Genomic DNA, 19,594 nt, shown 5'->3' on the forward strand with positions numbered 1-19,594 from the left:
AGGGAGACCCGGGGTGAGCGTCGAGATTCAGCCGTATCAGCAAGAGTTCATCGAATTCGCGATCGCCGAAGGGGTATTGCGCTTCGGTGAATTCACGCTCAAGTCCGGTCGTGTCAGTCCCTATTTCTTCAATGCCGGTCTATTCCGTTCCGGCAGTGCGTTGGCCCGTCTCGGACGTTTCTATGCCAGCGCCATTGCCGACAGTGGCATCGAGGCCGATGTACTGTTTGGTCCAGCTTACAAGGGTATACCGCTGGCGGCGAGTGCAGCCGTTGCTCTGGCCGACCACCATCAGCGCGACATGCCCTTTGCCTTCAACCGCAAGGAAGCCAAGACTCACGGTGAAGGCGGCAACATCGTGGGTGCCGAACTGCGTGGCAACATTCTTATCATCGATGATGTCATCACGGCTGGCACGGCGATCCGCGAGGTCATGCAGATCATCAACAATGCCGGAGCCCAGGCCGCGGGTGTCGTGATCGCGCTCGACCGTCAGGAGCGTGGTCAGGATGCCAACGGCCTGAAGCCGCACAGCGCGATCCAGGAAGTCGAAGCGACGTATCATATGCCGGTTGTGAGCATCGTCAACCTCGACCAGCTGCTCGCCTATCTGGAAACGCGCGAACCCCGCAGCGGCGAAGATGGCGCTTCCATTGCCCAGCATGCCGAGGCGATCCGCGCCTACCGGGATCGCTACGGCATCACCAGCGACCGCTGATCCTTCGGCCCGTGACGAGACGGGCCTGGATGGCACTCGCGCCTGCTACGATTAGCCGCAGCCTCGTCGTCGTATGATGCGTTACAAAAGGTTTAAAAACAGCGTTTGATAAACTCGAAAATTATGCCACGCTTACGCCGTTAGTCCAACGCGATTTGGCGCCAATTTCGGGAGACGCATCATGATCAACCGCAGCAGGATCAAACCCTGGGGCTTTGCCCTTGCCACAGCGACCTTCATGTTCGCCAGTCAGCAGGCGATGGCGCTGAGTGTTTCCGCCAACGGCGGCGACGACTCCTTCGGTGTCGAAGCCAGCCAAACCATCTTTCCCACCTTGCGAGCCGGCGTCGGCTACCTGAACACCGATGACAGCGGTCACAATGCCAAGGCCTACTCGGGTTCGCTGATGTTCACGCCGTGGCTGCCGGGCATCGATCTTTCCGTGGGCGGACGTTACCAGTATCAGGATACCCACTATGGCAACGGTGGCGGTCTGGGGCTCGGCGGTTCCGCATTCGTCGATACGCCCATTCCGCTGACCTCGATCGGTGCCTACGGCTTCTACACGCCGGAAGGCCTGGCGCACGGCGACATCGACAAGAGCTACGAGTACGGCGCCCAGGCGCGGGTCAACATCATCTCGCAGACCTACGTCTACGGCGGCTATCGCTACATGCGTACCGACTTCGATAACGACAACGGCCATACGCTGGATAGCGGGCCGGTATTGGGCGTCAGCGTCGGGTTTTAAGCTATTCTGAGCTACGAGCTACGAGCTACGAGCTACGAGCTACGAGCTACGAGCTACGAGCTACGGGCTACGGGCTACGGACTACGGGCTACGCCTGGCGCCGGTTTCGGGGCGCTATGGAAAACAATCGGCGTCCCTTCCTGAGAGCCGGCTTCGGATTCTGTAGCGGGGGCCGGCTTCGGGGCTCTGGAGCGAGAGCCGGCTTCGGGGCCCTATAGAGAAAGACGCCGATTGCGTATGATGCGAGAGTTACCCGCCTCCGAGTCGGCCGCCATGCTTGATATCGTGCTCTATGAACCCGAGATTCCGCCCAACACCGGCAACATCATCCGGTTGTGCGCCAACACAGGCTTTCGTCTCCACATCATCGAACCGATGGCCTTCGAACTCGACGACAAGCGCCTGCGACGCGCCGGGCTCGACTATCACGAATGGGCGCGGGTTCAGGTCCACGCCAACTGGGCCGCGTTTCTCGAAGTGGTAGGGCCAGAGCGCGTCTTTGCCGTCTCCACGCGGGGTCGTCATGGCTACAGCCACGTTCACTACCGTGAAGGCGATGCGCTGGTCTTCGGCCCGGAAACCCGTGGCCTGCCGCAGTCGATGCTCGAGGCGCTGCCGCCCGCGCAGCGTCTGCGTATCCCCATGCTGAAGGACAGCCGCAGCCTCAATCTCTCCAACGCCTGCGCCATCATCGTCTATGAAGCGTGGCGGCAGATGGATTTCGTCGGCGCAGTGGATGTCTAGGCGTCAGTTAGCCAGGCGCCGGGTCATGAACACGCTGTAGGGATCTTCGCGGTAACTGCCGAACGGCTCGCAGTAGGTGAATCCGAACGCCTCATAAAGCTTTCTGGCCGGGGCGAAGTGCGCCATCGGCCCCGTTTCCAGACTCAGCCGTTGCAGATCAGCGGCACGCGCCTCCTTGATCAGGTGCGCCAGGATCGTCCGCGCCACGCCTTTACGTAGATGGTTCGGGTCGGTGCGCATCGACTTGATCTCGGCGTGCGTATCGTCGAGCCGCTTGAACGCGCCGCAACCCAGTAACTGACCGTCTTCCCACGCGGTGTAGAAGTGAACCTCCGGGCGTCGCAGCCCGTCGAGATCCAGCGCATGGCGGCTTTCCGGCGGTGAGTGCGGCTCGAAGTCCTTGAGGTGGAATTCCAGCAATGCGGCGATTTCGGGGCCGCGTAAATCATCTCGTATGATTTGTATGAGGTGTATCATTCCCGGAAATACTTCACTCGTGACTGCGCACGCGAAACGCTTTGTTGCGCAATGCTCGAAATTCTCACATAGCCTACTATGTTCCGGTTTCTGTGCGTTGCGTGCCTCGCGTTTCATCTTGCTCGTCAACGGGTGAAGCACTTCCTTCTCCGTTTTGTTTTCTCTGCGATTCTGCCCTCATGTCCGATATTCGCCAACGTCTCGCCAAGCTCAATCCGCGCCAGCAGGAAGCGGTGCGCTTCATCGACGGCCCTTGTCTGGTGCTGGCGGGTGCCGGTTCCGGCAAGACCAGCGTGATCACCACCAAGATCGCCTATCTGGTTCAGGAGTGCGGGATGAGCGCGCGCAAGATCGCCGCCGTCACCTTCACCAACAAGGCGGCGCGCGAGATGAAGGAACGCGTCGGGCAGATGCTCAAGGGCCGCGAAGGGCACGGCCTGACCGTATCGACCTTCCACAACCTCGGCCTCAACATCATCCGCCGCGAGCTCAAGACGCTCGGCTTTCGCCCCGGGTTCTCGCTGTTCGATCCGGAGGACGCCAAGGCGCTGCTGCGCGATCTGATGCAGAAGGAAGCGGACACCGACGCCGAGCAGATCAACGCGGTGCAGAACCGAATCTCCCAGTGGAAGAACGATCTGGTGCTGCCCGGGCCGGCGATCTCCCACGCCGCCGACGAAGACGAGCAGTACGCCGCACGAATCTACGAAGCCTACAACCGCCATCTCAAGGCATATAACGCGGTGGACTTCGACGACCTGATCATGCTGCCGGTGGTGCTGCTGCAGACCGACCCAGAGGCGCTGGCGCGCTGGCGCAAGCGCATCCAGTACATGCTGGTCGACGAGTATCAGGACACCAACGTCAGCCAGTATCAGCTGGTCAAGATGCTGATGGACGAGCGCGCGACGTTCACCGTGGTGGGGGATGACGATCAGTCGATCTACGCCTGGCGCGGTGCAAGACCGGAAAACCTGGTGACCCTCGGCGAGGATTTTCCGCGACTCAACGTCATCAAGCTGGAGCAGAACTACCGCTCCACGGCGACGATCCTGCGCGCCGCCAATACGCTCATCGCCAACAATCCGCACGTCTACGAGAAGACGCTGTGGTCCGACATGGGGCAGGGCGATCCGATTCGCGTGGTGGTCAACCGCCACGAAGAGGCCGAGGCCGAGCGCGTCGCCGGCGAAATCCTGACGCGCCGGATCAAGGAACGCGCCGAATGGCGCGACTTCGCCGTGCTCTATCGCGGCAACTTCCAGGCAAGGCTTCTGGAGCTAAAGCTGCAGCATCACCAGATTCCCTGCAAGCTTTCCGGTGGCACCTCTTTCTTCTCGCGCAACGAGATCAAGGATTCGATGGCCTATCTGCGACTATTGATCAATCCTGACGACGACAACGCCTTCCTGCGCATCGTCAACGTACCGCGCCGCGAGATCGGCCCCGGTACGCTGGAGAAGCTCGCCAACTATGCCTCTGAGCGCGGTGCCTCGATGTTTGCCGCCTGTCACGAGCTGGGGCTCGAGCAGGTATTGCCGACCCGCGCCGTCGAAAGGCTAGGGCGCTTCGCTCACTTCATCGACGGCGTGCGCAAGCGCATGGATCAGGGCGACGCCATTGCCGCCATCCGCGAGATGATTCGGGACATGGATTACGAAGCCTGGCTCTACCAGAACGCCAGCGCGCCGACCATCGCCGAGCGCCGCATGGCCAACGTCTGGACGCTGATCGATCAGCTCGAAAAGTCGATGCACCGCGACGACGAGGACGGCGAAGCCAGCGAGGAGACCGACGACGTGCAGTCGGCCATTTCGCGGCTGGTGCTGCGCGACATTCTCGAACAGCAGGCCGAAGAGGACGACTCCGACCGGGTCCAGCTTTTGACCATGCACGCCTCCAAGGGCCTCGAGTTTCCCCACGTCTACCTGATGGGGCTGGAAGAGGAACTATTGCCGCACCGCAACTCTATCGAATCCGGCACCGTGGAGGAGGAGCGGCGACTCGCCTACGTCGGTATCACCCGCGCCCGGCGCACGCTGACCCTGACGCTCGCCCGCCAGCGCAAGGCCTACGGCGAACTGCTCGACTGCACCCCGAGTCGCTTTTTGGACGAGCTGCCGGCGGACGATCTCGAATGGGAAGGTCGCGCCGACAAGGAAAACCCCGAGAAAAAGCAGGAGCGGGGCCAGAGTGCGATCGCGGGCCTGCGATCGCTGCTAGGCTAGAAGTCATTCGATGCCCATCCACGCCGATAAGAGATGCCGATGAACACCACCGAGCTGTGGCAACAGGCCCGCGACGAGGCGATGGCGATCTCTCGCCAGGAGCCGCTGCTGACCCCGTTGATGTTAGGCGCGGTGCTCAACCGCTCGACGCTGGGTGCCGGTCTGGCCTATCGACTGGGCCAGCGTCTGGCGCATCCCGATCTGGCTGCCAACCAGCTGATCAAGATGTTCGACGAACTGCTGGCCGACGATCCTGCCATCAGCGATGGCATTGGGCAGGATCTCGCCGCCGTGATCGAACGCGATCCGGCGATTCGCCAGGTTACCGAGGCGCTGCTCTATCTCAAGGGGTTTCATGCGCTGACGGTGCATCGGTTCGCGCACGTGTTGTGGCGGACCGGGCGCCGGCAGATGGCGCGCTATCTGCAGAGCCGCAGCTCCGAAGTGTTCCAGACCGATATTCATCCCGCTGCGCGGATCGGCAATGGGGTCTTCATCGATCACGCGACCGGGGTCGTCATCGGTGAAACCACGGTAATCGAAGACGAGGTTTCGCTGCTGCAGGGCGTCACGCTCGGCGGGACGGGGAAAGAAGCGGGGGATCGCCACCCGAAGATTCGGCGAGGCGTGTTGATCGGCGCCGGAGCCAAGGTGCTCGGTAATATCGAGATCGGCGAAGGCGCCCGGATCGGCGCCGGTTCGGTGGTACTCAAGGCGGTGCCGCCTCATACCACGGCGGTGGGCGTCCCGGCCCGGATCATTGGCGACGCCGGTTGCGCGGCACCGTCGCGGGAAATGCAGCATTGCCTCGACAAGCCGCGTAATTCGCAAACGTCGGCGCAGCCCGCTCCCTCCAGCAGCAAGCTCTGTTGTGGGCGCTAGTGCGGCGATGCTAGCAATCTAGCCTCCGGCGATCCGAGAGAAAGCCCGCTAGGTCGACGCTATCCAGCGCGTCCAGCCACGCCACCGCGAAGCTCCCCGGCCCGTGAGCCGTTCGTTCGGCCTGCTCGGCGGCTGCAGCCGCGTGGGCATGAGCGGCGACCATGGCATCCAGCGGCGTGTCGGCGACCGCTAGATAAGCGGCGATCAATGCACCCAGCGCGCAGCCGGTTCCCGTCACCCGAGGCTGCCACGCACTGCCGCCGGCAAGGCTGATCGTGATCGGGTAGGTATCGGTGGTCGAGCGGCCCAGCAAGCGGTCGACCCGTCCGGAAATCGCGATGCCTTCCGCATGAGCCAGCAAATCATTGGCAGCGGCAAGCGCATCCTGCGATTCGTGCCGAGTATCGACCCCGTGGCCACGAGCGCCGGCCTCTGCCAGCGCCATAATCTCCGAGGCATTGCCGCGCATCACCGCCGGCCGGCTGGACATCAACTCGAGACTCACGTCTCGCCGCAACGGCAGCGCCGCCGCCCCGACCGGATCGAGTACCCAGGGCCTCCTGGCCTCGTTGGCGGCCTGGCTCGCTCGTCGCATCGCCTCCAGGCTCTCCGCGTTGGGCGTGCCCAGATTGATCAGCACGGCGTCTGCTGCTGCGGCCAGGCTCCCGGCCTCCTCGGGATGATCGGTCATCGCTGGCGAAGCGCCTGCCGCCAGTAACGCATTGGCGATGAAATTGACGGTGACCTGATTGGTCAGGCAATGCACGAGCGGTGCCCGCTCGCGCAGCCGTTCACGTGTTGCCAGCAGGCGCTGCTGCCACTCACTCGTCTGGAGCGGTGCCTCGGTCATGCCGTCACTCGCTTTCATCGACGATGTAGTCGACGGCTGCCTTGACCTCGCCATTAGTGAGATCCGCGTTGCCACCCTTGGCCGGCATACCGCCGACGCCGTTGATCGCATTGGCATACAGCTCATCCATGCCTTCGTCGATCCGTGACTGCCAGGCGTCGTTGTCGCCGATCTGCGGCGCGCCACCGCCGTCATGACAACCGGCACAGTTGTCCTCGAAGATGGCTTCACCGTCGGCGGCCTGAGCCTGGACTGCCAGCATCGAGGTCAGCAGGGCAGCCGTTAACGCCAGGGGGAGTTTCAAGTTCATGTTGGCCTCATCGTCATCGGTCGAGACATCCGTTTATCGTGTTGTCGGGTCTTCAGTATAATCATGCCCTGCAGACGCGAAAGCCGTCGCGACCGCGATGACGCCCTGGCTGGACAGCCAATGGCCGAGCGGTTAGGATGGCGCGCTGTTGGCAAGCGGCTCTGGCTCTCCTGGGGCTATCCTTGGTCACCCAGGTCATCGCCGCACCGCCACGTCATTGCGCGCCCATAGCTCAGCTGGATAGAGTACTGCCCTCCGAAGGCAGGGGTCGCAGGTTCGAATCCTGCTGGGCGCGCCATTCCAGTCAATGAATCCTGACGCTTCCTTCCTCTGAAACCCCCTCTTTTGCTGCCAATTTGGCACGTGACTATTTCGTGCAGGCACGGGGTTATTCACAGCCTTGATCAGTGCGTTCGGATGCAGGGGGCGGGCTCGAATCCCGTTGAGTCCTAACCAGCCGCTTTCGTCCCTGCCCTAGGCAGATAATCGCCCACCAAAAAAGGGCCCGAAGGCCCGTTTTTACTCCTTGCTCAGCCACTTAGCTGTTGGTGGCGAAGCTCATTTCCACGTTGCCGCTATCGTTGTTGCCATTCTGGGTAGCGTGCTGCAGCGCTTGGGCGGCGGCGTCGCTCTGGCCTTCACCAACTAGCGGGTTATGGCTGGCCGAGATGTTGGTGGCGAGTTGCGTGGCGTCGGCGACGTTCTGCAGTGCCTGGTCCGCTGCGGCGCTATGCCCGCCAGTGACGGTATCGACGCTGTAGCGAGTCGGCAGGGCGTGGTACTGCGCGGTCTGTTCGATATTGAGCGCTTCGCTCTGCTGATCGAAATGACGCTCGGTCACGAGGCTGTTGGCCTGGGCGACGGTGGGCAGAGCAATGGCGATTGCGATGGCTGCGAGAATGCGGGTTTTCATGGTGTTGCCTCCAATGATCATCTGTTGTGGCTTGGGCCCTTGGCCTCAACCTGTGATGTCATTATCGGGTGATTTCCGTTAGATGGCTAATTAAATGCAGCGAAATAGGCTATCGATGGAAATGATCTTGGAGAATAAACCTGAATATGAAATAGAAAGCAGGGTAAGAAACTAGAAAGGGGCCCGAAGGCCCCTTTGATGACTAGCACTGATGACTAGCGCTGCCGCAGTGCCCGAAGGCGAAGACTTACAGGCTGGCGAAGTTCACTTCGACGTTGCCCTTGTCATTGCTGACGGTCTGGGTAGCGTTCTGCAGTGCCTGGCCGGCAGCGGCGCTCTGACCTTCACCGATCAGGCTGTTGTGGGACGGCTGGACGTCGGTGCTCAGCTGAGTGGATTCGGCCACGTTCTTCAGAGCCTGGTCGGCAGCGGTGCTGTGGCCGCCATCGACGGTATCGGCGCTGTAGCGAGTCGGCAGTGCGTGGTACTGCGCGGTCTGCTCGATGCTGAGCGCTTCGCTCTGCTGATCGAAATGACGCTCGGCAACGGCGCTGTTGGCCTGGGCGACAGCGGGCAGAGCGATGGCGATTGCGATGGCTGCGAGAATGCGAGTTTTCATGGCGTTACCTCCAAAATGTCTTTTTGCTTGATGACCTCTCGGCCTCAACCTGTGGCGACATTATGGGAGCCAACTCTTTAGTCTGCTAATCACGCGTAGTGAATTCGACTATCGACAGGATTAATACTAAGGTCGAATCCATGGGTTGGCTCTGGAGTGTAAACCTTTTCCCTTCGGTTGTGTGAATTCAGCCAAACCGGCTGCCGAGTTCCCCATTCCTGCCAGGGCTTTCGAACGGTTTTGCTCGATACCGGCGCGCCCGCCATAATGGCAGCATCTCATCCATCGCTTGCCAGCAGAGAACCCCTTATGACCCGCACGCCTCGGGATAATGCTCCCGCCGAATCGTCACGCGCTGCCGAGCCACAGGTCAACGTGGGCGATGTCGCTTATCTACGGGTGACGAAGGTCAACGATATTGGCGCCTTCCTGAACTGGGGCCGCCCCAAGGATCTGTTGCTGCCGTTCGGCGAGCAGCGTTTCCGCCCGGACGAGGGCAAGCGCGTGCTGGTGATGATCTACGTCGACGATCGCATGCGCCCGGTGGCCAGCATGAAGCTCGATCGCTTCCTGCGGGACGAGTCGGAAGGGTTGAAGGCGGGCGACCGGGTATCGCTGGTGATCGCCGATCTGACCGATCTCGGCGCCAAGGCGGTGGTCAACAGCCGCTTCTGGGGGTTGCTGTATCACGACGACATGTCGCGCCCGTTGCGTCGCGGCGATCGTGTGGAGGGTTATGTCCGTCGCGTGCGCGACGACGCCCGCCTGGATCTCTCGCTATTGCCGCCGGGGCAGGCGCGTCTGGATGTGGTCGGCGACAAGGTGCTGGCGGCGCTGGCCGACAACGGCGGGTTCCTGGCGCTCGGCGACAAGAGCCCGGCCGACGCCATCAAGGCGCGGCTGGGCGTCAGCAAGAATGCCTTCAAGCAGGCCATCGGCCGCCTCTACAAGCAGCGCCGGATCGTCATCGAAGAAGATGGCATCCGGCTGATCGAAGAATGATCGGCGGTCACATCCGATAGGCGCGATACCAGCCGAGCCCGGCTTCCGTTTCGCCGCGGGGCTTGTATTCGCAGCCCAGCCAGCCGTCGTAGCCGGCCTGGTCGAGCTGGGCGAATAGCCACGGATAATTGACCTCGCCGGCATCCGGTTCGTGCCGTTCGGGCACGCCAGCGATCTGGATGTGGCCCACGCCATCGCGGTAGCGCTCGTAGGTCTTCCAGATATCTCCATCCATGATCTGGGTATGGTAGAAGTCCATCTGCACCTTGACGTTGGGCTCATTCAGCTCGGCGAGGATCGCATGTCCTTCGGCCTGATGATTGAGAAAGTAGCCCGGCATGTCGCGAGTATTGATCGGTTCGATCAGCAGCGTCAGATCGTGCTCGGCGAGCTTTCGCGCGGCGAAGCGCAGATTCTCCAGATAAATCTGGTAGTTACTGGACAATGTTTCACGGGAAACATTGTCCGGAGCAGTCCCGGATGTCGACTCTTCTACCAGCCCGGCCATGACGTGCAGACGCGGGCAGTTCAACGCCTTGGCGTAGCGAATGGCGGTATCGACGCTGTCCCGGAACTCCGCTTCACGGCCGGGGAGGGCGGCCAGGCCGCGCTCGCCGGCAGCCCAGTCGCCGGGTGGCAGGTTGAACAGCACCTGTTCGAGCCCGTGGCGCTTCAGTTCGGCGGCGATCGCTTCGGGTTCGAAGTCATACGGGAACAGGAACTCGACCCCGGTGAAGCCATTCGCGGCGGCTCTGGCAAAGCGCTCCATGAACGGGACTTCGTTGAACATCATGCTGATATTGGCGGCGAAACGCGGCATGGCCTGATTCCTCGGTGATCCGGTTGACGGGTGTGGACAGACGAATGCGCGCTTACCACTGGGCGCCGAAGGCGTCGCGCAGCTCGTCGATTTCCTTCTCGTTCAGCGTGCGCACGTCGTGGTGGCGCAGCAGCAGATAGAGCTTGGCGGTCTCCTCCAGCTCTTCGATGGCGTTGCGCGCGGCTTCCAGCGTCTTGCCCGCTACCACCGGGCCGTGATTGGCGAGCAGCACGGCGGCATGGTCGGCAGCGTAGTGGCGCACCGCCTCGCCCAGCGCCGCATCGCCGGGCCGATAGTAGGGCACCAGCGGTAGACGGCCGACCCGCATCACGAAGTAGGGCGTGATCGGCGGCAGGCAGGAGTGTTCATCGAGCCCGTTGAGACACGACACCGCCGCCGAGTGCGTCGCGTGGAGATGGATAATGCCGCCGGTATCCGGGCGCTGCTCATAGAAGGCCCGGTGCAGGAACGACTCCTTGGTCGGCGGCTTGCCGGCGAGCAGGTTGCCGTCCCAGTCGAGCTTGGAAATTTCCGCCGGGTCCAGGGCGCCGAGGCTGGCGTTGGTCGGCGTCATCAGCCAGCCATCGTCGAGCTTGGCGCTGATATTGCCGGAGGTGCCCGGCGCCATGCCCAGATTGCGGAAGGAACGGCCGATCTCGGCGATCTCTTCGCGCAGGCGGCTTTCGGTCGAGGAGGTCGAAGTATGGATCGCGGTCATGGCATCAGTTTCCAGGCTTTGGTCATGAAATCGGTGGCGCCGAAGTTGCCGGACTTGAGCGCCAGCGCCAGCGGTGCTTCGGTCCCCAGGGTGGTCGTCCACGGCACGCCGGGATCGATGCTTTCGCCGATCCGCAGCCCCTGAACGCCGAGCGCGCTGACCACGGCGCCGGACGTCTCGCCACCGGCGACCAGCAGACGGCGCACGCCGAGGCGGCTGACCAGCTCGCTGGCGATGTCGGCCAGCGCCCGCTCGACCAGTTCGCCGGCTTCCTGCACGCCGAGCCGCTGTTGGGCCTGACGCACCTCCTCCGGCGCGGCGCTGGCATAGATCAGCACCGGGCCGCCGTCGTCGTCGGCGTGTGCCTGGAAATGGGCTTCGGCACAGGCGAGTGCCGCGTCGACGACACTTGCGTAGTCATCGTGCAGCGCCTGGGCATCGAGGTGAAAACTCGGCATGTGCTGCTTGGCATGGTCGATCTGGGCCAGCGTGGCCCGCGAGCAACTGCCGCTCAATACCGCCTCGCGACCGGCGATCGGCTCGAGGCGGGCGGCGTCCTGCCGGTGATTGAGACGATCGGCGACATTGGCCGGCAACCCCAGCGCCAGGCCGGAACCCGCCGTCACCAGCGGCAGGTCACGGCAGGCGCAGGCCAGCACGAACAGGTCCTCGTTATCGATGGCGTCGCAGATTGCGATACCGATGCCGTCGGCTTTCAACGCCTCGATGCGCGCGGTCACGGCAGCGTCGCCCTGGCGCAGCGTGGCGTAGTCGATCAGCCCGATTTCCCGCGTTGTCTGCGCGCCGAGCACGCGGACCAGATTGGCATCGGTCATCGGTGTCAGTGGGTGATCCTGCATGCCGCTCTCGTTGAGCAGAACGCCGTTGGCGAACAGGTAGCCATTGAACACGCTGCGGCGGTTGGCCGGCAGCGCCGGGCAGGCGACGGTGAAGTCGGTGCCCAGGGCGTCCATCAACGCCTCGGTGACCGGGCCGATATTGCCGGCCGGTGTCGAATCGAAGGTGGAGCAATATTTGAAATAGAACTGCTCGCAGCCCTGTTCCCGCAGCCAGTCGAGCGCCTGGATCGACTGTTTGGCGGCTTCGCTGGCGGGGATGGTGCGCGATTTCAGCGCCACCACCACGGCATCCACGCCCGCTTCCAGCGGTGCGTCAGGGATCCCGATGGTCTGCAGCGTGCGCATGCCGGCGCTGACCAGCTGGCTGGCGAGATCGGTGGCACCGGTGAAGTCGTCGGCGATGCAGCCGAGGATCGGTCCTGAAGTGGAATTCGCCATTGCTCAAGCGCCTCCGTGGTCGTTGGGGCCGCCGTCGAGATCGGGACCCGCGCCGTTGCCGAAACCGGCATCGTTGGCGGCCGTGCCGGGGAGCGTGAGTCCAGGGTAGACCTTGATCACCGCCGAGTCGTCCTCGCGGCCCAGCCCCTGGGCGGAGGCCAGGGTGAACTGGTTCAGCGCCTGCGCGGTCAGCGGTAGCGGAAACTTGTCGCGGTGGGCGGTGTCGTGGACGATGCCGAGATCCTTGACGAAGATGTCCACTGCCGAATGCGGGGTGTAGTCACCGGCCAGGATGTGGGGCACGCGGTTCTCGAACATCCACGAGTTGCCGGCGCTCTGGGTGATCACGTCATACAGGGTCTGCGGATCGCAGCCGCCGCGAATGCCGTAGGCCATCGCCTCGGCGGCGGCGGCGATATGCACCCCTGCCAGCAGCTGGTTGACGAGCTTGACCTGCGAACCTTGCCCCAGCCCGTCTCCCAGGCGAAAGACCTTGGCGGCGAGGGCGGCGAGCACGTCGCCGGCGCGCTCGAACAGCGCCGCCGGGCCGGAGGCCATGATCGTCAGCTGGCCCGCGGCCGCCTTGACGGAGCCGCCCGAGATCGGGGCATCGAGCAGATGAATGTCGTGGGCGGCAAGATCCGCCCCCAGCGCCTGCACGGCATCCGGCGCGCAGGTCGCACAGGAGATCACCACGCTGCCCGGCTTCAGTCCCGGTAGCAGGCCGTTATCGCCGAACAGCACCGCGCGGGTCTGTTCGGCGTTGACCACCACGGTCAGCACGATCTCGACCTCGGCAGCCATCTCCGCCGCCGTTGCCACGGCATGGCCGCCGGCACCGGCAAAGCTCGCTCGTGCTTCCTCGCGCAGATCGCAGCCCCAGGTCTCGAAGCCGGCGCGCACCAGCGATGTGGCCATGCCCATCCCCATCGAGCCCAGCCCGATGACCCCGACGCGGGGTCGTTGTGTCGTACTCATCGTGAGTCGTCTCCTGTCTGTTCCGTCGATGCCGAAGGCGATCCGGCCTGCGCTTCCTCCTGTTCGAGCATGCTCTTGAGCAGATCGGTGGGTGCCTGACGCAGGCGCATTTCGGCGTGTTCCAGATGAATGGCGGCGGCGCGGGCGGCGGCATCGGCATCGCCTGCGGCAATGGCATCGAGCATGGCCTGATGCTCCGCGACCACCTGCTGCATGAAGGTCTCGCGCAGCGATTCGTTGGTCCGCGTCACGCGGATCGCCTGATGCAGAAAGCGGTTGTAGAAGTCGAGCACGGCGGTGAAGTGGGTGTTGTTGGCCGCTTCGGCGATGGCGCGATGAAAGGCGAGATCCTGATCGACGCCGGACAGCCCCGCCTCGACCGCTTCATCGATATCCACCATGGCGTTGCGAATCCGCCGTAGCTGGGACGGCGTGTGCCGTTCGGCGGCGAGCCGTGCCGCTTCCACCTCCAGCGGCCGGCGCAGCTCCAGCACCTCGACCACCGACTGCAGGCCGGGATCGGGAATCGCCAGCCGTAGCGATACCGTCGGTGCTTCGGCGACGAAACTGCCGCTGCCCCGCCGCGAAGTCACCAGGCCGCCGTTGCGCAGCATCGAGATCGCCTCGCGCACCACCGAGCGGCTGATGCCGAAGCGCTCGCCCAGCTCCGCCTCGGTGGGCAGGCGCGCCCCGCGACCCCATTCGCCGGCCTGTATCGCGTCGCTCAAGCGCTGGGCGACCTGTTCGGAAAGCTGCGGGCCGCGCGACGGCTGCCTCGTGTCTTCTTTCAATGCGGTATTCCTCATGCATTCGTCGTAGTCGCGATGTCGTCGATGCTGCCATGACGGCGTGTGACGGCGTTCTCCGACCAATGGCGATATTGCTCGTTGGCTGAATTTGTCAGACAAGATGTTAAATCGCAAACGTCAGCGCAATTCGCCTTTCGTCAATCCAGTGCCATTCGAACCAGCGCTGTTCGATCCAGCGCCATTCGAACCAGTGCTGTTCGATCCAGTGCCATGCGATGGACGAAGGCGAGGTTAGAGGAGAGAAATGCCATGCATGTGATCGTGACCGGAGGCGCCGGTTTTCTCGGCGCGAGACTGATCCAGCGGTTGCTGTCGGATGAAACCGTGATCGAAGGCCAGGCCGTCACGCGGGTGACGTCGATCGATCTGGCACCGTGTCCGGTGGTCGACGACCGTGTCGAATCGCTCACTGGCGATATCGCTGATGCCGATTTCATAGAGTCTGGGCTGATCCAGCAGGCGCTGGGCGAAGATACCGGTGCCGTCTGCCATCTGGCGGCGGTGGTCAGCTCGCAGGCCGAGGCCGATTTCGATCTGGGCATGCGGGTCAATCTGGATGCCACGCGAACGCTGCTGGAGGCGTGCCGGGCACATTCGAAGCGACTGCGATTCCTGTTCGCCAGCTCGCTGGCGGTGTTCGGGCCGGGGCTCTCTCAAAGTCGATCGCAGCCGGTGCCTGAGGCGATCGGGCCGCAGCCGCGTTCTTCCTACGGCGCACAGAAGGCGATGGGGGAGCTACTGGTCAACGACTACAGCCGGCGCGGCTTTGTCGATGGCCGTGTCTGTCGCCTGCCGACCATCGTGGTGCGGCCGGGCAAACCCAATCAGGCGGCCTCGTCGTTCGCCAGCTCGATCATTCGCGAGCCGATCTCCGGCATCGAGGCGGTCTGCCCGGTGGCGGGGGAGCTGCCGCTGTGGCTCTCCTCGCCACGGGCGGTCGTCGCCAACCTGGTTCATGCGCTGGCGCTGTCCGGCGAGCCGCTGGGGGACTGGCGCACGCTCAATCTGCCCGGCATCACGGTCACGGTGAACGAGATGCTCGATGCGCTGGAGCGTGTGGCCGGCCCGTCGGCCCGCCAACTGGTGCGATTCGAACCCGATGCCGCCATCGATGCCATCGTCGCCAGCTGGCCGGGCGGGCTGGATGCCGCGCGGCCGCTGGCGTTGGGATTCCAGGCCGATGCCGATTTCGACGCCATCATTCACGCCTACCGGGAGGATGAACTCACGAGCTGACGTCTACCACTGCTTTTACGACCCGAAAGGCGCGGGAAACGCGCCGGACGGTCCGATCCTTGAACAACGACAGGCAACAACATTCACAAAGCCCGCAAGGAGTTCACGCCATGACAGAATCTGTCGCTGGACCTCAGGTCATCATCGGCCTGGGTATCGCTATCTTCGTGATGATCGCGCTGGTGCTGAAAACCCGCGTTCACGCGCTGCTTGCCCTGGTCATTGCCGCGTCGATCGCCGGCCTGATCGGCGGCATGCCACCCAATGCGGTGATCGGTGCCATTACCACCGGTTTCGGCACGACGCTCTCCACCATCGGTCTGGTCATCGGCTTCGGCGTGATGATGGGGCGGATTCTGGAAGTCTCCGGCGCCGGCCAGCGCATGGCCTACTCGATCCTCAAGCTGCTGGGCAAGGAGCGTGAGGACTGGGCCATGGCGCTGACCGGATATATCGTCTCGATCCCGATCTTCTGCGATTCGGCCTACGTCATCCTCAATCCGCTGGTGCGGGCGCTGGCACGCAATAGCGGGCGCTCGATCCTGACGCTGGGCATCGCGCTCGCCTCCGGGCTGGCGGTCACCCACAGCGCGGTGCCGCCGACGCCGGGCCCGCTGGGCGTAGCGGGGATCTTCGGTGTCGATATCGGCCTGATGATCGCCTGGGGCCTGGTCTTCACCGCGCCGGCGCTGATCGTGATGGTGCTCTACGCCCGCTTCATGGGGCCGCGCATCGAGGCGATGATCGAACGCGACGTGCCGGGATCGCTGAAGCGCGACGACGACGAGGACCCGATGCGCGAGCAGTTGGCCGAGAGCGAACTGCCCTCGCTGCGGATGTCGGTCATGCCGATCGCCTTGCCGATCTTGCTGATCTTCTTCAATACGCTGGTCACCGCGGTGGTGGGCGACAGCGACTCGCCGGGGCTCTTCGTGCAGATCGTCCAGTTCGTCGGCCATCCGGTGATTGCGGTCGGCATCGGCGTGCTGGTGGCGGTCTATGGCCTGGTGCCGAAGATGCCGAAGGATCAGGTGCTGGCGCACCTGGAAAAAGGCGTCGAAAGCGCCGGTATCATTCTGCTGGTCACCGGTGCCGGGGGTGCGCTGGGTGCCGTGCTGAGGGCCAGCGGTGCGGGCGACTACATCGGCGAAAGCATTGCCGGGCTGGCGCTGCCGGCGGTGCTGATCCCGTTCCTCATCGCCACGCTGGTGCGCTTCGTGCAGGGCAGCGGCACGGTGTCGATGATCACCGGCGCCTCGATCTCAGCGCCGATCCTGGCCTCGATGCCGGACGTCAACATGGTGCTGGCGGCTCAGGCGGCGTGTCTCGGCGGGCTCTTCTTCAGCTACTTCAACGACAGCTACTTCTGGGTGGTCAACCGGCTGCTGGGGGTCAAGACCGCCAAGCATCAGCTGCTGGTGCTGTCGGTGCCGACCACGCTGGGCTGGGCCACCGGCCTGGTCGCGCTGCTGATCGCCAATGCGGTCGTGGGTTGAGAGACGACGATAGATTGAGAGTCACACGGCGAATCGAGATCAGAACGCCAACGACAAGGAGTCCAGACATGAAAATCACCCGAGTCCGCGCCCGCGTGTTCGAGTGGAAAGGCGAGACGGTGCCGCCCAAGGCGCATTTCTGTACCAACGCCATGGATGCGCTGTGGGATCGCGGCGATGCCATGCAGAGCTTCCGCTTCCACGGCTGGACGGTGATCGAGATCGAGACCGACAGCGGTCTCGTCGGTCTCGGCAACGTGGCGCTGGCACCTAGGGTCGCCAAGACCATCGTCGACCAGCACCTGGCGGCACTGGTCGTGGGCCAGGATCCGTTCGACTACGAGTACCTGTGGCAGCGCATGTATCGCGCCACGCTGGCCTGGGGGCGGCGCGGCATCGGCATGGCGGCGATCTCCGGGGTCGATATCGCGATCTGGGATCTGATGGGCAAGGCGCTTGGCAAGCCGGTGTTCAAGCTCCTCGGCGGGCGCACCAAGGAACGCATTCCCTGCTACGCCTCCAAGCTCTATCACGACGATCTCGACGTTATGCAGGCGGAGGCACAGCGCTATCTCGATCAGGGTTTCCAGGCGATGAAGATGCGCTTCGGCTATGGACCCAAGGACGGGCCGAAAGGCATGCGCGAGAATGTGAAGAGCGTGGCCGCGGTGCGCGAGGTGATCGGCGAGGACATCGACCTGATGGCCGACTGCTACATGGGCTGGAACCTCGACTACGCCCGCCGGATGCTGCCCAGGCTGGCGCCGTTCGAGCTGCGCTGGCTGGAGGAGCCGGTGATCGCCGACGATATCGACGGCTACGCCGAGCTCAATCGCATCGCGCCGATGCCGATCTCCGGTGGGGAGCACGAGTTCACCGTCCACGGCTTTCGCCAGTTGCTGGAGAAACGTGCGGTCTCGGTGATCCAGTACGACACCAACCGCGTCGGCGGCATCACTGTGGCGCGCAAGATCAACGCCATGGCCGAAGCGTTCGAGGTGCCGGTGATTCCGCACGCGGGGCAGATGCACAACTACCATCTAACGATGTCGTCACTGGCGTCGCCGATGTCGGAGTTCTTCCCGGTGCATGACGTCGAGATCGGCAACGAACTCTTCTACTACCTGTTCGAAGGCGACCCGGAACCGATCGACGGCCATCTCGATCTCGCCGACGACGTGCCGGGGCTGGGACTCTCGCTCAATGAGCGCCACCTGGATGGATTCCACATCGTCGAGTGAGCGCCTTCGGCGGCGCGAGTCTCTTCGCGCCGCCTGAATTTCATCCTATCCGCTTGGATCGCTTCACCACATGCGCTTGAGCAGGTCGTCTCGGCGGACGAACTGGTGCCACAACACCGCGGCGATATGCAGCCCGATCACGTAGTAGAACGCCGTTCCCAGCGTCTTGTGGATCGACTCCAGCGAGTGGCCGAGATGCGGCGTCACGCCGAACGGCGACGGCACCGCCAGCGACGTACCGGGAACCGGAATCGTGCCATTGCTCAGCCAGACCGTCATGATGCCCAGCAGCGGCTGCGCGAACAGAAACGCGTAGAGCGCCCAGTGGGTAATGCGTGACGCCAGCTCGAGCCGGGGATGAAGTGGCGGCGACACCGGGGGTGGCGGCTGTCGCAGGCGTTCGATCAAGCGGGGAATCGCCAGCAGCAGCACGACGATACCGGTCCAGAAATGGCTCTGCAGCAGAAAGGCCGGTATGCCGGTGCTTCGCGGAAAGATATCCGTCGACAGGATGAGCGCGTAAGCCAGGGCGATCAGTGCGGCAAGGGTCCAGTGAAAGTGGCGGGCCTTGGCCGAATAACGGTTGGGCAACGAGTGGTTCACGTTGGGTGATCCTTGAGTGAACGAGTCAGCCCCATCCTAGGCAGCATCGGCTTAGGATTGACTTAAGCCAGGCTCGCCATCGTGACGCGTTGGCCGCGTCACGATGGTAAGGGTCGCAATGGCAAGGGTCACGATGGTAAGAAAGAGGCTGTCTCGTCGCCGGGCGTCGCGAGTCCGGAAACCCAGGATGACTCAGGGCGTCTTGGCTTGCAGCCGATCGGCCAGCCAGGCCCGGGTACCGGGGTGCCCGCTGCGTTCGGCGCGTTCGGCAAGATCCAGCGCGAGTTCGACATCGCCGGCCTTGAGCGCGGCATCGATCATTCGGCGGTAATCGAAGTCCGCTGTGGTGGGCTCCGGAGCGGGTGCCGGGGTGGCGGCTTGCGGGCGAGGGCCGGCAGCCTCGGGTATCGGGACTGGCGTATCGCCAATCATTGAGGTCATGCCGGTGCTACCGGTCAGCGAGACGATTTCGAGCGTCACTTCGCCGGTGGCGGTATGCACGGCGCGCGGATCGGGGCCGGCGGGTTCGGAGAGCCCTCTTACCCGGGCATACGCTTTTTCTTCGGACTCGTAGGTGGTCGAAGCCTGACGATCCGCTTCGCTCGAGTAGATGACAAGATATTGGGCGTTCGGGCCGGGCGTCACGCTGAACTGACCGTCGAGCCGGGCAGTGGAAAAGCCACGACGGGCTGTGATAGGAGGGAACTTCCTAGTGTTGAAATCGTATTTTCGAAAGGTGACGTTGCGGCATAGTGCATCGCGCCAGTTCGGAGTGAGAAGTTTCATGCCGTATGGCGTTGAACGGTTCTTTGACGAGACATATCGACATCGGGGCGATGCATCGAGAGAGTGTATTGCGGCATGTCGCATCAGCAAAAAGACACATCATCGCCAGAGACAA

Annotated in this window: 21 protein-coding genes and 1 tRNA gene; 10 read left to right on the forward strand and 12 right to left on the reverse strand. The window is 63.4% G+C overall.

The genetic code is table 11. The features are described 5' to 3' along the window. Positions 1-13 precede the first annotated feature (13 nt). From pyrE to trmL, 3 genes are all read left to right on the forward strand, one after another. Positions 14-718, forward strand: a complete 705-nt coding sequence (gene pyrE, locus R3F72_RS08265; RefSeq protein ID WP_332779403.1) for an orotate phosphoribosyltransferase — start codon at positions 14-16, stop codon at positions 716-718. 181 nt (positions 719-899) lie between these two features. Next, a complete protein-coding gene (locus tag R3F72_RS08270) occupies positions 900-1,469 on the forward strand; it encodes a YfaZ family outer membrane protein (RefSeq protein ID WP_332779404.1) in 570 nt (189 codons plus the stop codon). Positions 1,470-1,742: 273 nt separating this feature from the next. Then, on the forward strand, positions 1,743-2,213 hold the full coding sequence (trmL, locus tag R3F72_RS08275) for a tRNA (uridine(34)/cytosine(34)/5-carboxymethylaminomethyluridine(34)-2'-O)-methyltransferase TrmL (RefSeq protein ID WP_332779405.1): 471 nt from the start codon (positions 1,743-1,745) through the stop codon (positions 2,211-2,213). 3 nt (positions 2,214-2,216) lie between these two features. On the opposite strand, the gene R3F72_RS08280 is transcribed toward trmL, so the two are convergent. Next, positions 2,217-2,633, reverse strand: a complete 417-nt coding sequence (locus R3F72_RS08280; RefSeq protein ID WP_332779406.1) for a GNAT family N-acetyltransferase — start codon at positions 2,631-2,633, stop codon at positions 2,217-2,219. 236 nt (positions 2,634-2,869) lie between these two features. Between R3F72_RS08280 and rep the strand changes: the two genes are divergently transcribed. Together rep and cysE are read left to right on the forward strand one after the other, a co-directional pair. Further along, a complete protein-coding gene (gene rep, locus R3F72_RS08285) occupies positions 2,870-4,918 on the forward strand; it encodes a DNA helicase Rep (protein ID WP_332779407.1) in 2,049 nt (682 codons plus the stop codon). Between the two features lie 39 nt (positions 4,919-4,957). Beyond that, entirely contained in the window at positions 4,958-5,800 is an 843-nt protein-coding gene (gene cysE / locus R3F72_RS08290; protein ID WP_332779408.1) for a serine O-acetyltransferase, read from the forward strand. A 10-nt stretch (positions 5,801-5,810) separates the two neighbouring features. On the opposite strand, the gene thiM is transcribed toward cysE, so the two are convergent. Together thiM and R3F72_RS08300 are read right to left on the reverse strand one after the other, a co-directional pair. Further along, complete coding sequence (gene thiM / locus R3F72_RS08295) at positions 5,811-6,650, reverse strand: hydroxyethylthiazole kinase (RefSeq protein ID WP_332779409.1); 840 nt, start codon at positions 6,648-6,650, stop codon at positions 5,811-5,813. Positions 6,651-6,654: 4 nt separating this feature from the next. After that, the gene (locus R3F72_RS08300) at positions 6,655-6,960 is read right to left on the reverse strand and encodes a c-type cytochrome (RefSeq protein WP_332779410.1); all 306 of its coding nucleotides are present in this window, start codon (positions 6,958-6,960) and stop codon (positions 6,655-6,657) included. A 221-nt stretch (positions 6,961-7,181) separates the two neighbouring features. Here R3F72_RS08300 and R3F72_RS08305 point away from each other — a divergent pair. Then, positions 7,182-7,258, forward strand: a tRNA-Arg gene (locus tag R3F72_RS08305). 240 nt (positions 7,259-7,498) lie between these two features. Here R3F72_RS08305 and R3F72_RS08310 read toward each other — a convergent pair. Together R3F72_RS08310 and R3F72_RS08315 are read right to left on the reverse strand one after the other, a co-directional pair. After that, a complete protein-coding gene (locus tag R3F72_RS08310) occupies positions 7,499-7,873 on the reverse strand; it encodes a hypothetical protein (RefSeq protein WP_087720297.1) in 375 nt (124 codons plus the stop codon). Between the two features lie 247 nt (positions 7,874-8,120). Further along, the gene (locus tag R3F72_RS08315; protein ID WP_087720296.1) at positions 8,121-8,492 is read right to left on the reverse strand and encodes a hypothetical protein; all 372 of its coding nucleotides are present in this window, start codon (positions 8,490-8,492) and stop codon (positions 8,121-8,123) included. A gap of 309 nt (positions 8,493-8,801) precedes the next feature. Between R3F72_RS08315 and R3F72_RS08320 the strand changes: the two genes are divergently transcribed. Next, complete coding sequence (locus R3F72_RS08320) at positions 8,802-9,494, forward strand: CvfB family protein (protein ID WP_256961329.1); 693 nt, start codon at positions 8,802-8,804, stop codon at positions 9,492-9,494. Between the two features lie 7 nt (positions 9,495-9,501). Here R3F72_RS08320 and otnI read toward each other — a convergent pair whose 3' ends face one another. From otnI to R3F72_RS08345, 5 genes are read right to left on the reverse strand one after another with little or no spacing between them, the layout of a single operon-like run. Then, entirely contained in the window at positions 9,502-10,314 is an 813-nt protein-coding gene (gene otnI, locus R3F72_RS08325; protein ID WP_087720294.1) for a 2-oxo-tetronate isomerase, read from the reverse strand. Positions 10,315-10,366: 52 nt separating this feature from the next. Beyond that, positions 10,367-11,032 (reverse strand): 3-oxo-tetronate 4-phosphate decarboxylase, encoded by a 666-nt coding sequence (otnC, locus tag R3F72_RS08330; protein WP_087720293.1) that lies wholly within the window; start codon positions 11,030-11,032, stop codon positions 10,367-10,369. Then, positions 11,029-12,330: a 3-oxo-tetronate kinase gene (otnK, locus tag R3F72_RS08335; RefSeq protein ID WP_332779411.1), complete on the reverse strand. Its 1,302-nt coding sequence runs from the start codon at positions 12,328-12,330 to the stop codon at positions 11,029-11,031. The genes otnC and otnK overlap by 4 nt, the downstream gene beginning before the upstream one ends. A 3-nt stretch (positions 12,331-12,333) precedes the next feature. Beyond that, a complete protein-coding gene (ltnD, locus tag R3F72_RS08340; protein WP_332779412.1) occupies positions 12,334-13,308 on the reverse strand; it encodes an L-threonate dehydrogenase in 975 nt (324 codons plus the stop codon). Further along, the gene (locus R3F72_RS08345) at positions 13,305-14,099 is read right to left on the reverse strand and encodes a FadR/GntR family transcriptional regulator (protein ID WP_256961328.1); all 795 of its coding nucleotides are present in this window, start codon (positions 14,097-14,099) and stop codon (positions 13,305-13,307) included. Before R3F72_RS08345 ends, ltnD begins: the two co-directional genes overlap by 4 nt. Before the next feature lie 267 nt (positions 14,100-14,366). Between R3F72_RS08345 and denD the strand changes: the two genes are divergently transcribed. The 3 genes from denD (at position 14,367) to R3F72_RS08360 (ending at position 18,090) form a co-directional block, all read left to right on the forward strand. Next, the gene (gene denD, locus R3F72_RS08350) at positions 14,367-15,353 is read left to right on the forward strand and encodes a D-erythronate dehydrogenase (protein ID WP_332779413.1); all 987 of its coding nucleotides are present in this window, start codon (positions 14,367-14,369) and stop codon (positions 15,351-15,353) included. Between the two features lie 110 nt (positions 15,354-15,463). Beyond that, positions 15,464-16,849, forward strand: a complete 1,386-nt coding sequence (locus tag R3F72_RS08355; protein ID WP_087720288.1) for a GntP family permease — start codon at positions 15,464-15,466, stop codon at positions 16,847-16,849. 68 nt (positions 16,850-16,917) lie between these two features. After that, positions 16,918-18,090: an L-rhamnonate dehydratase gene (locus R3F72_RS08360; RefSeq protein WP_303855882.1), complete on the forward strand. Its 1,173-nt coding sequence runs from the start codon at positions 16,918-16,920 to the stop codon at positions 18,088-18,090. A 63-nt stretch (positions 18,091-18,153) separates the two neighbouring features. Here the strand turns inward: R3F72_RS08360 and R3F72_RS08365 are convergent, their stop codons facing one another. Next, positions 18,154-18,693, reverse strand: coding sequence for a cytochrome b (locus R3F72_RS08365; RefSeq protein ID WP_087720286.1), 540 nt, complete (start codon positions 18,691-18,693; stop codon positions 18,154-18,156). A gap of 192 nt (positions 18,694-18,885) precedes the next feature. After that, the gene (locus tag R3F72_RS08370; RefSeq protein WP_179208945.1) at positions 18,886-19,479 is read right to left on the reverse strand and encodes a MalM family protein; all 594 of its coding nucleotides are present in this window, start codon (positions 19,477-19,479) and stop codon (positions 18,886-18,888) included. Positions 19,480-19,594 lie beyond the last annotated feature (115 nt).

The sequence above is a fragment of the Salinicola sp. 4072 genome (assembly GCF_036663415.1).
Lineage (GTDB): Bacteria > Pseudomonadota > Gammaproteobacteria > Pseudomonadales > Halomonadaceae > Salinicola > Salinicola salarius_A.

Excerpts from the sequence above, each read along its gene's own strand:
- otnI (WP_087720294.1), bottom strand. The coding sequence starts at position 10,314 with ATGCCGCGTTTCGCCGCCAATATCAGCATGATGTTCAACGAAGTCCCG.
- R3F72_RS08360 (WP_303855882.1), top strand. The coding sequence starts at position 16,918 with ATGAAAATCACCCGAGTCCGCGCCCGCGTGTTCGAGTGGAAAGGCGAG.
- R3F72_RS08370 (WP_179208945.1), bottom strand. The coding sequence starts at position 19,479 with ATGAAACTTCTCACTCCGAACTGGCGCGATGCACTATGCCGCAACGTC.
- R3F72_RS08300 (WP_332779410.1), bottom strand. The coding sequence starts at position 6,960 with ATGAACTTGAAACTCCCCCTGGCGTTAACGGCTGCCCTGCTGACCTCG.
- otnC (WP_087720293.1), bottom strand. The coding sequence starts at position 11,032 with ATGACCGCGATCCATACTTCGACCTCCTCGACCGAAAGCCGCCTGCGC.
- cysE (WP_332779408.1), top strand. The coding sequence starts at position 4,958 with ATGAACACCACCGAGCTGTGGCAACAGGCCCGCGACGAGGCGATGGCG.
- ltnD (WP_332779412.1), bottom strand. The coding sequence starts at position 13,308 with ATGAGTACGACACAACGACCCCGCGTCGGGGTCATCGGGCTGGGCTCG.
- thiM (WP_332779409.1), bottom strand. The coding sequence starts at position 6,650 with ATGACCGAGGCACCGCTCCAGACGAGTGAGTGGCAGCAGCGCCTGCTG.
- R3F72_RS08355 (WP_087720288.1), top strand. The coding sequence starts at position 15,464 with ATGACAGAATCTGTCGCTGGACCTCAGGTCATCATCGGCCTGGGTATC.
- R3F72_RS08315 (WP_087720296.1), bottom strand. The coding sequence starts at position 8,492 with ATGAAAACTCGCATTCTCGCAGCCATCGCAATCGCCATCGCTCTGCCC.
- R3F72_RS08270 (WP_332779404.1), top strand. The coding sequence starts at position 900 with ATGATCAACCGCAGCAGGATCAAACCCTGGGGCTTTGCCCTTGCCACA.
- otnK (WP_332779411.1), bottom strand. The coding sequence starts at position 12,330 with ATGGCGAATTCCACTTCAGGACCGATCCTCGGCTGCATCGCCGACGAC.
- R3F72_RS08320 (WP_256961329.1), top strand. The coding sequence starts at position 8,802 with ATGACCCGCACGCCTCGGGATAATGCTCCCGCCGAATCGTCACGCGCT.
- trmL (WP_332779405.1), top strand. The coding sequence starts at position 1,743 with ATGCTTGATATCGTGCTCTATGAACCCGAGATTCCGCCCAACACCGGC.
- denD (WP_332779413.1), top strand. The coding sequence starts at position 14,367 with ATGCATGTGATCGTGACCGGAGGCGCCGGTTTTCTCGGCGCGAGACTG.
- R3F72_RS08310 (WP_087720297.1), bottom strand. The coding sequence starts at position 7,873 with ATGAAAACCCGCATTCTCGCAGCCATCGCAATCGCCATTGCTCTGCCC.
- rep (WP_332779407.1), top strand. The coding sequence starts at position 2,870 with ATGTCCGATATTCGCCAACGTCTCGCCAAGCTCAATCCGCGCCAGCAG.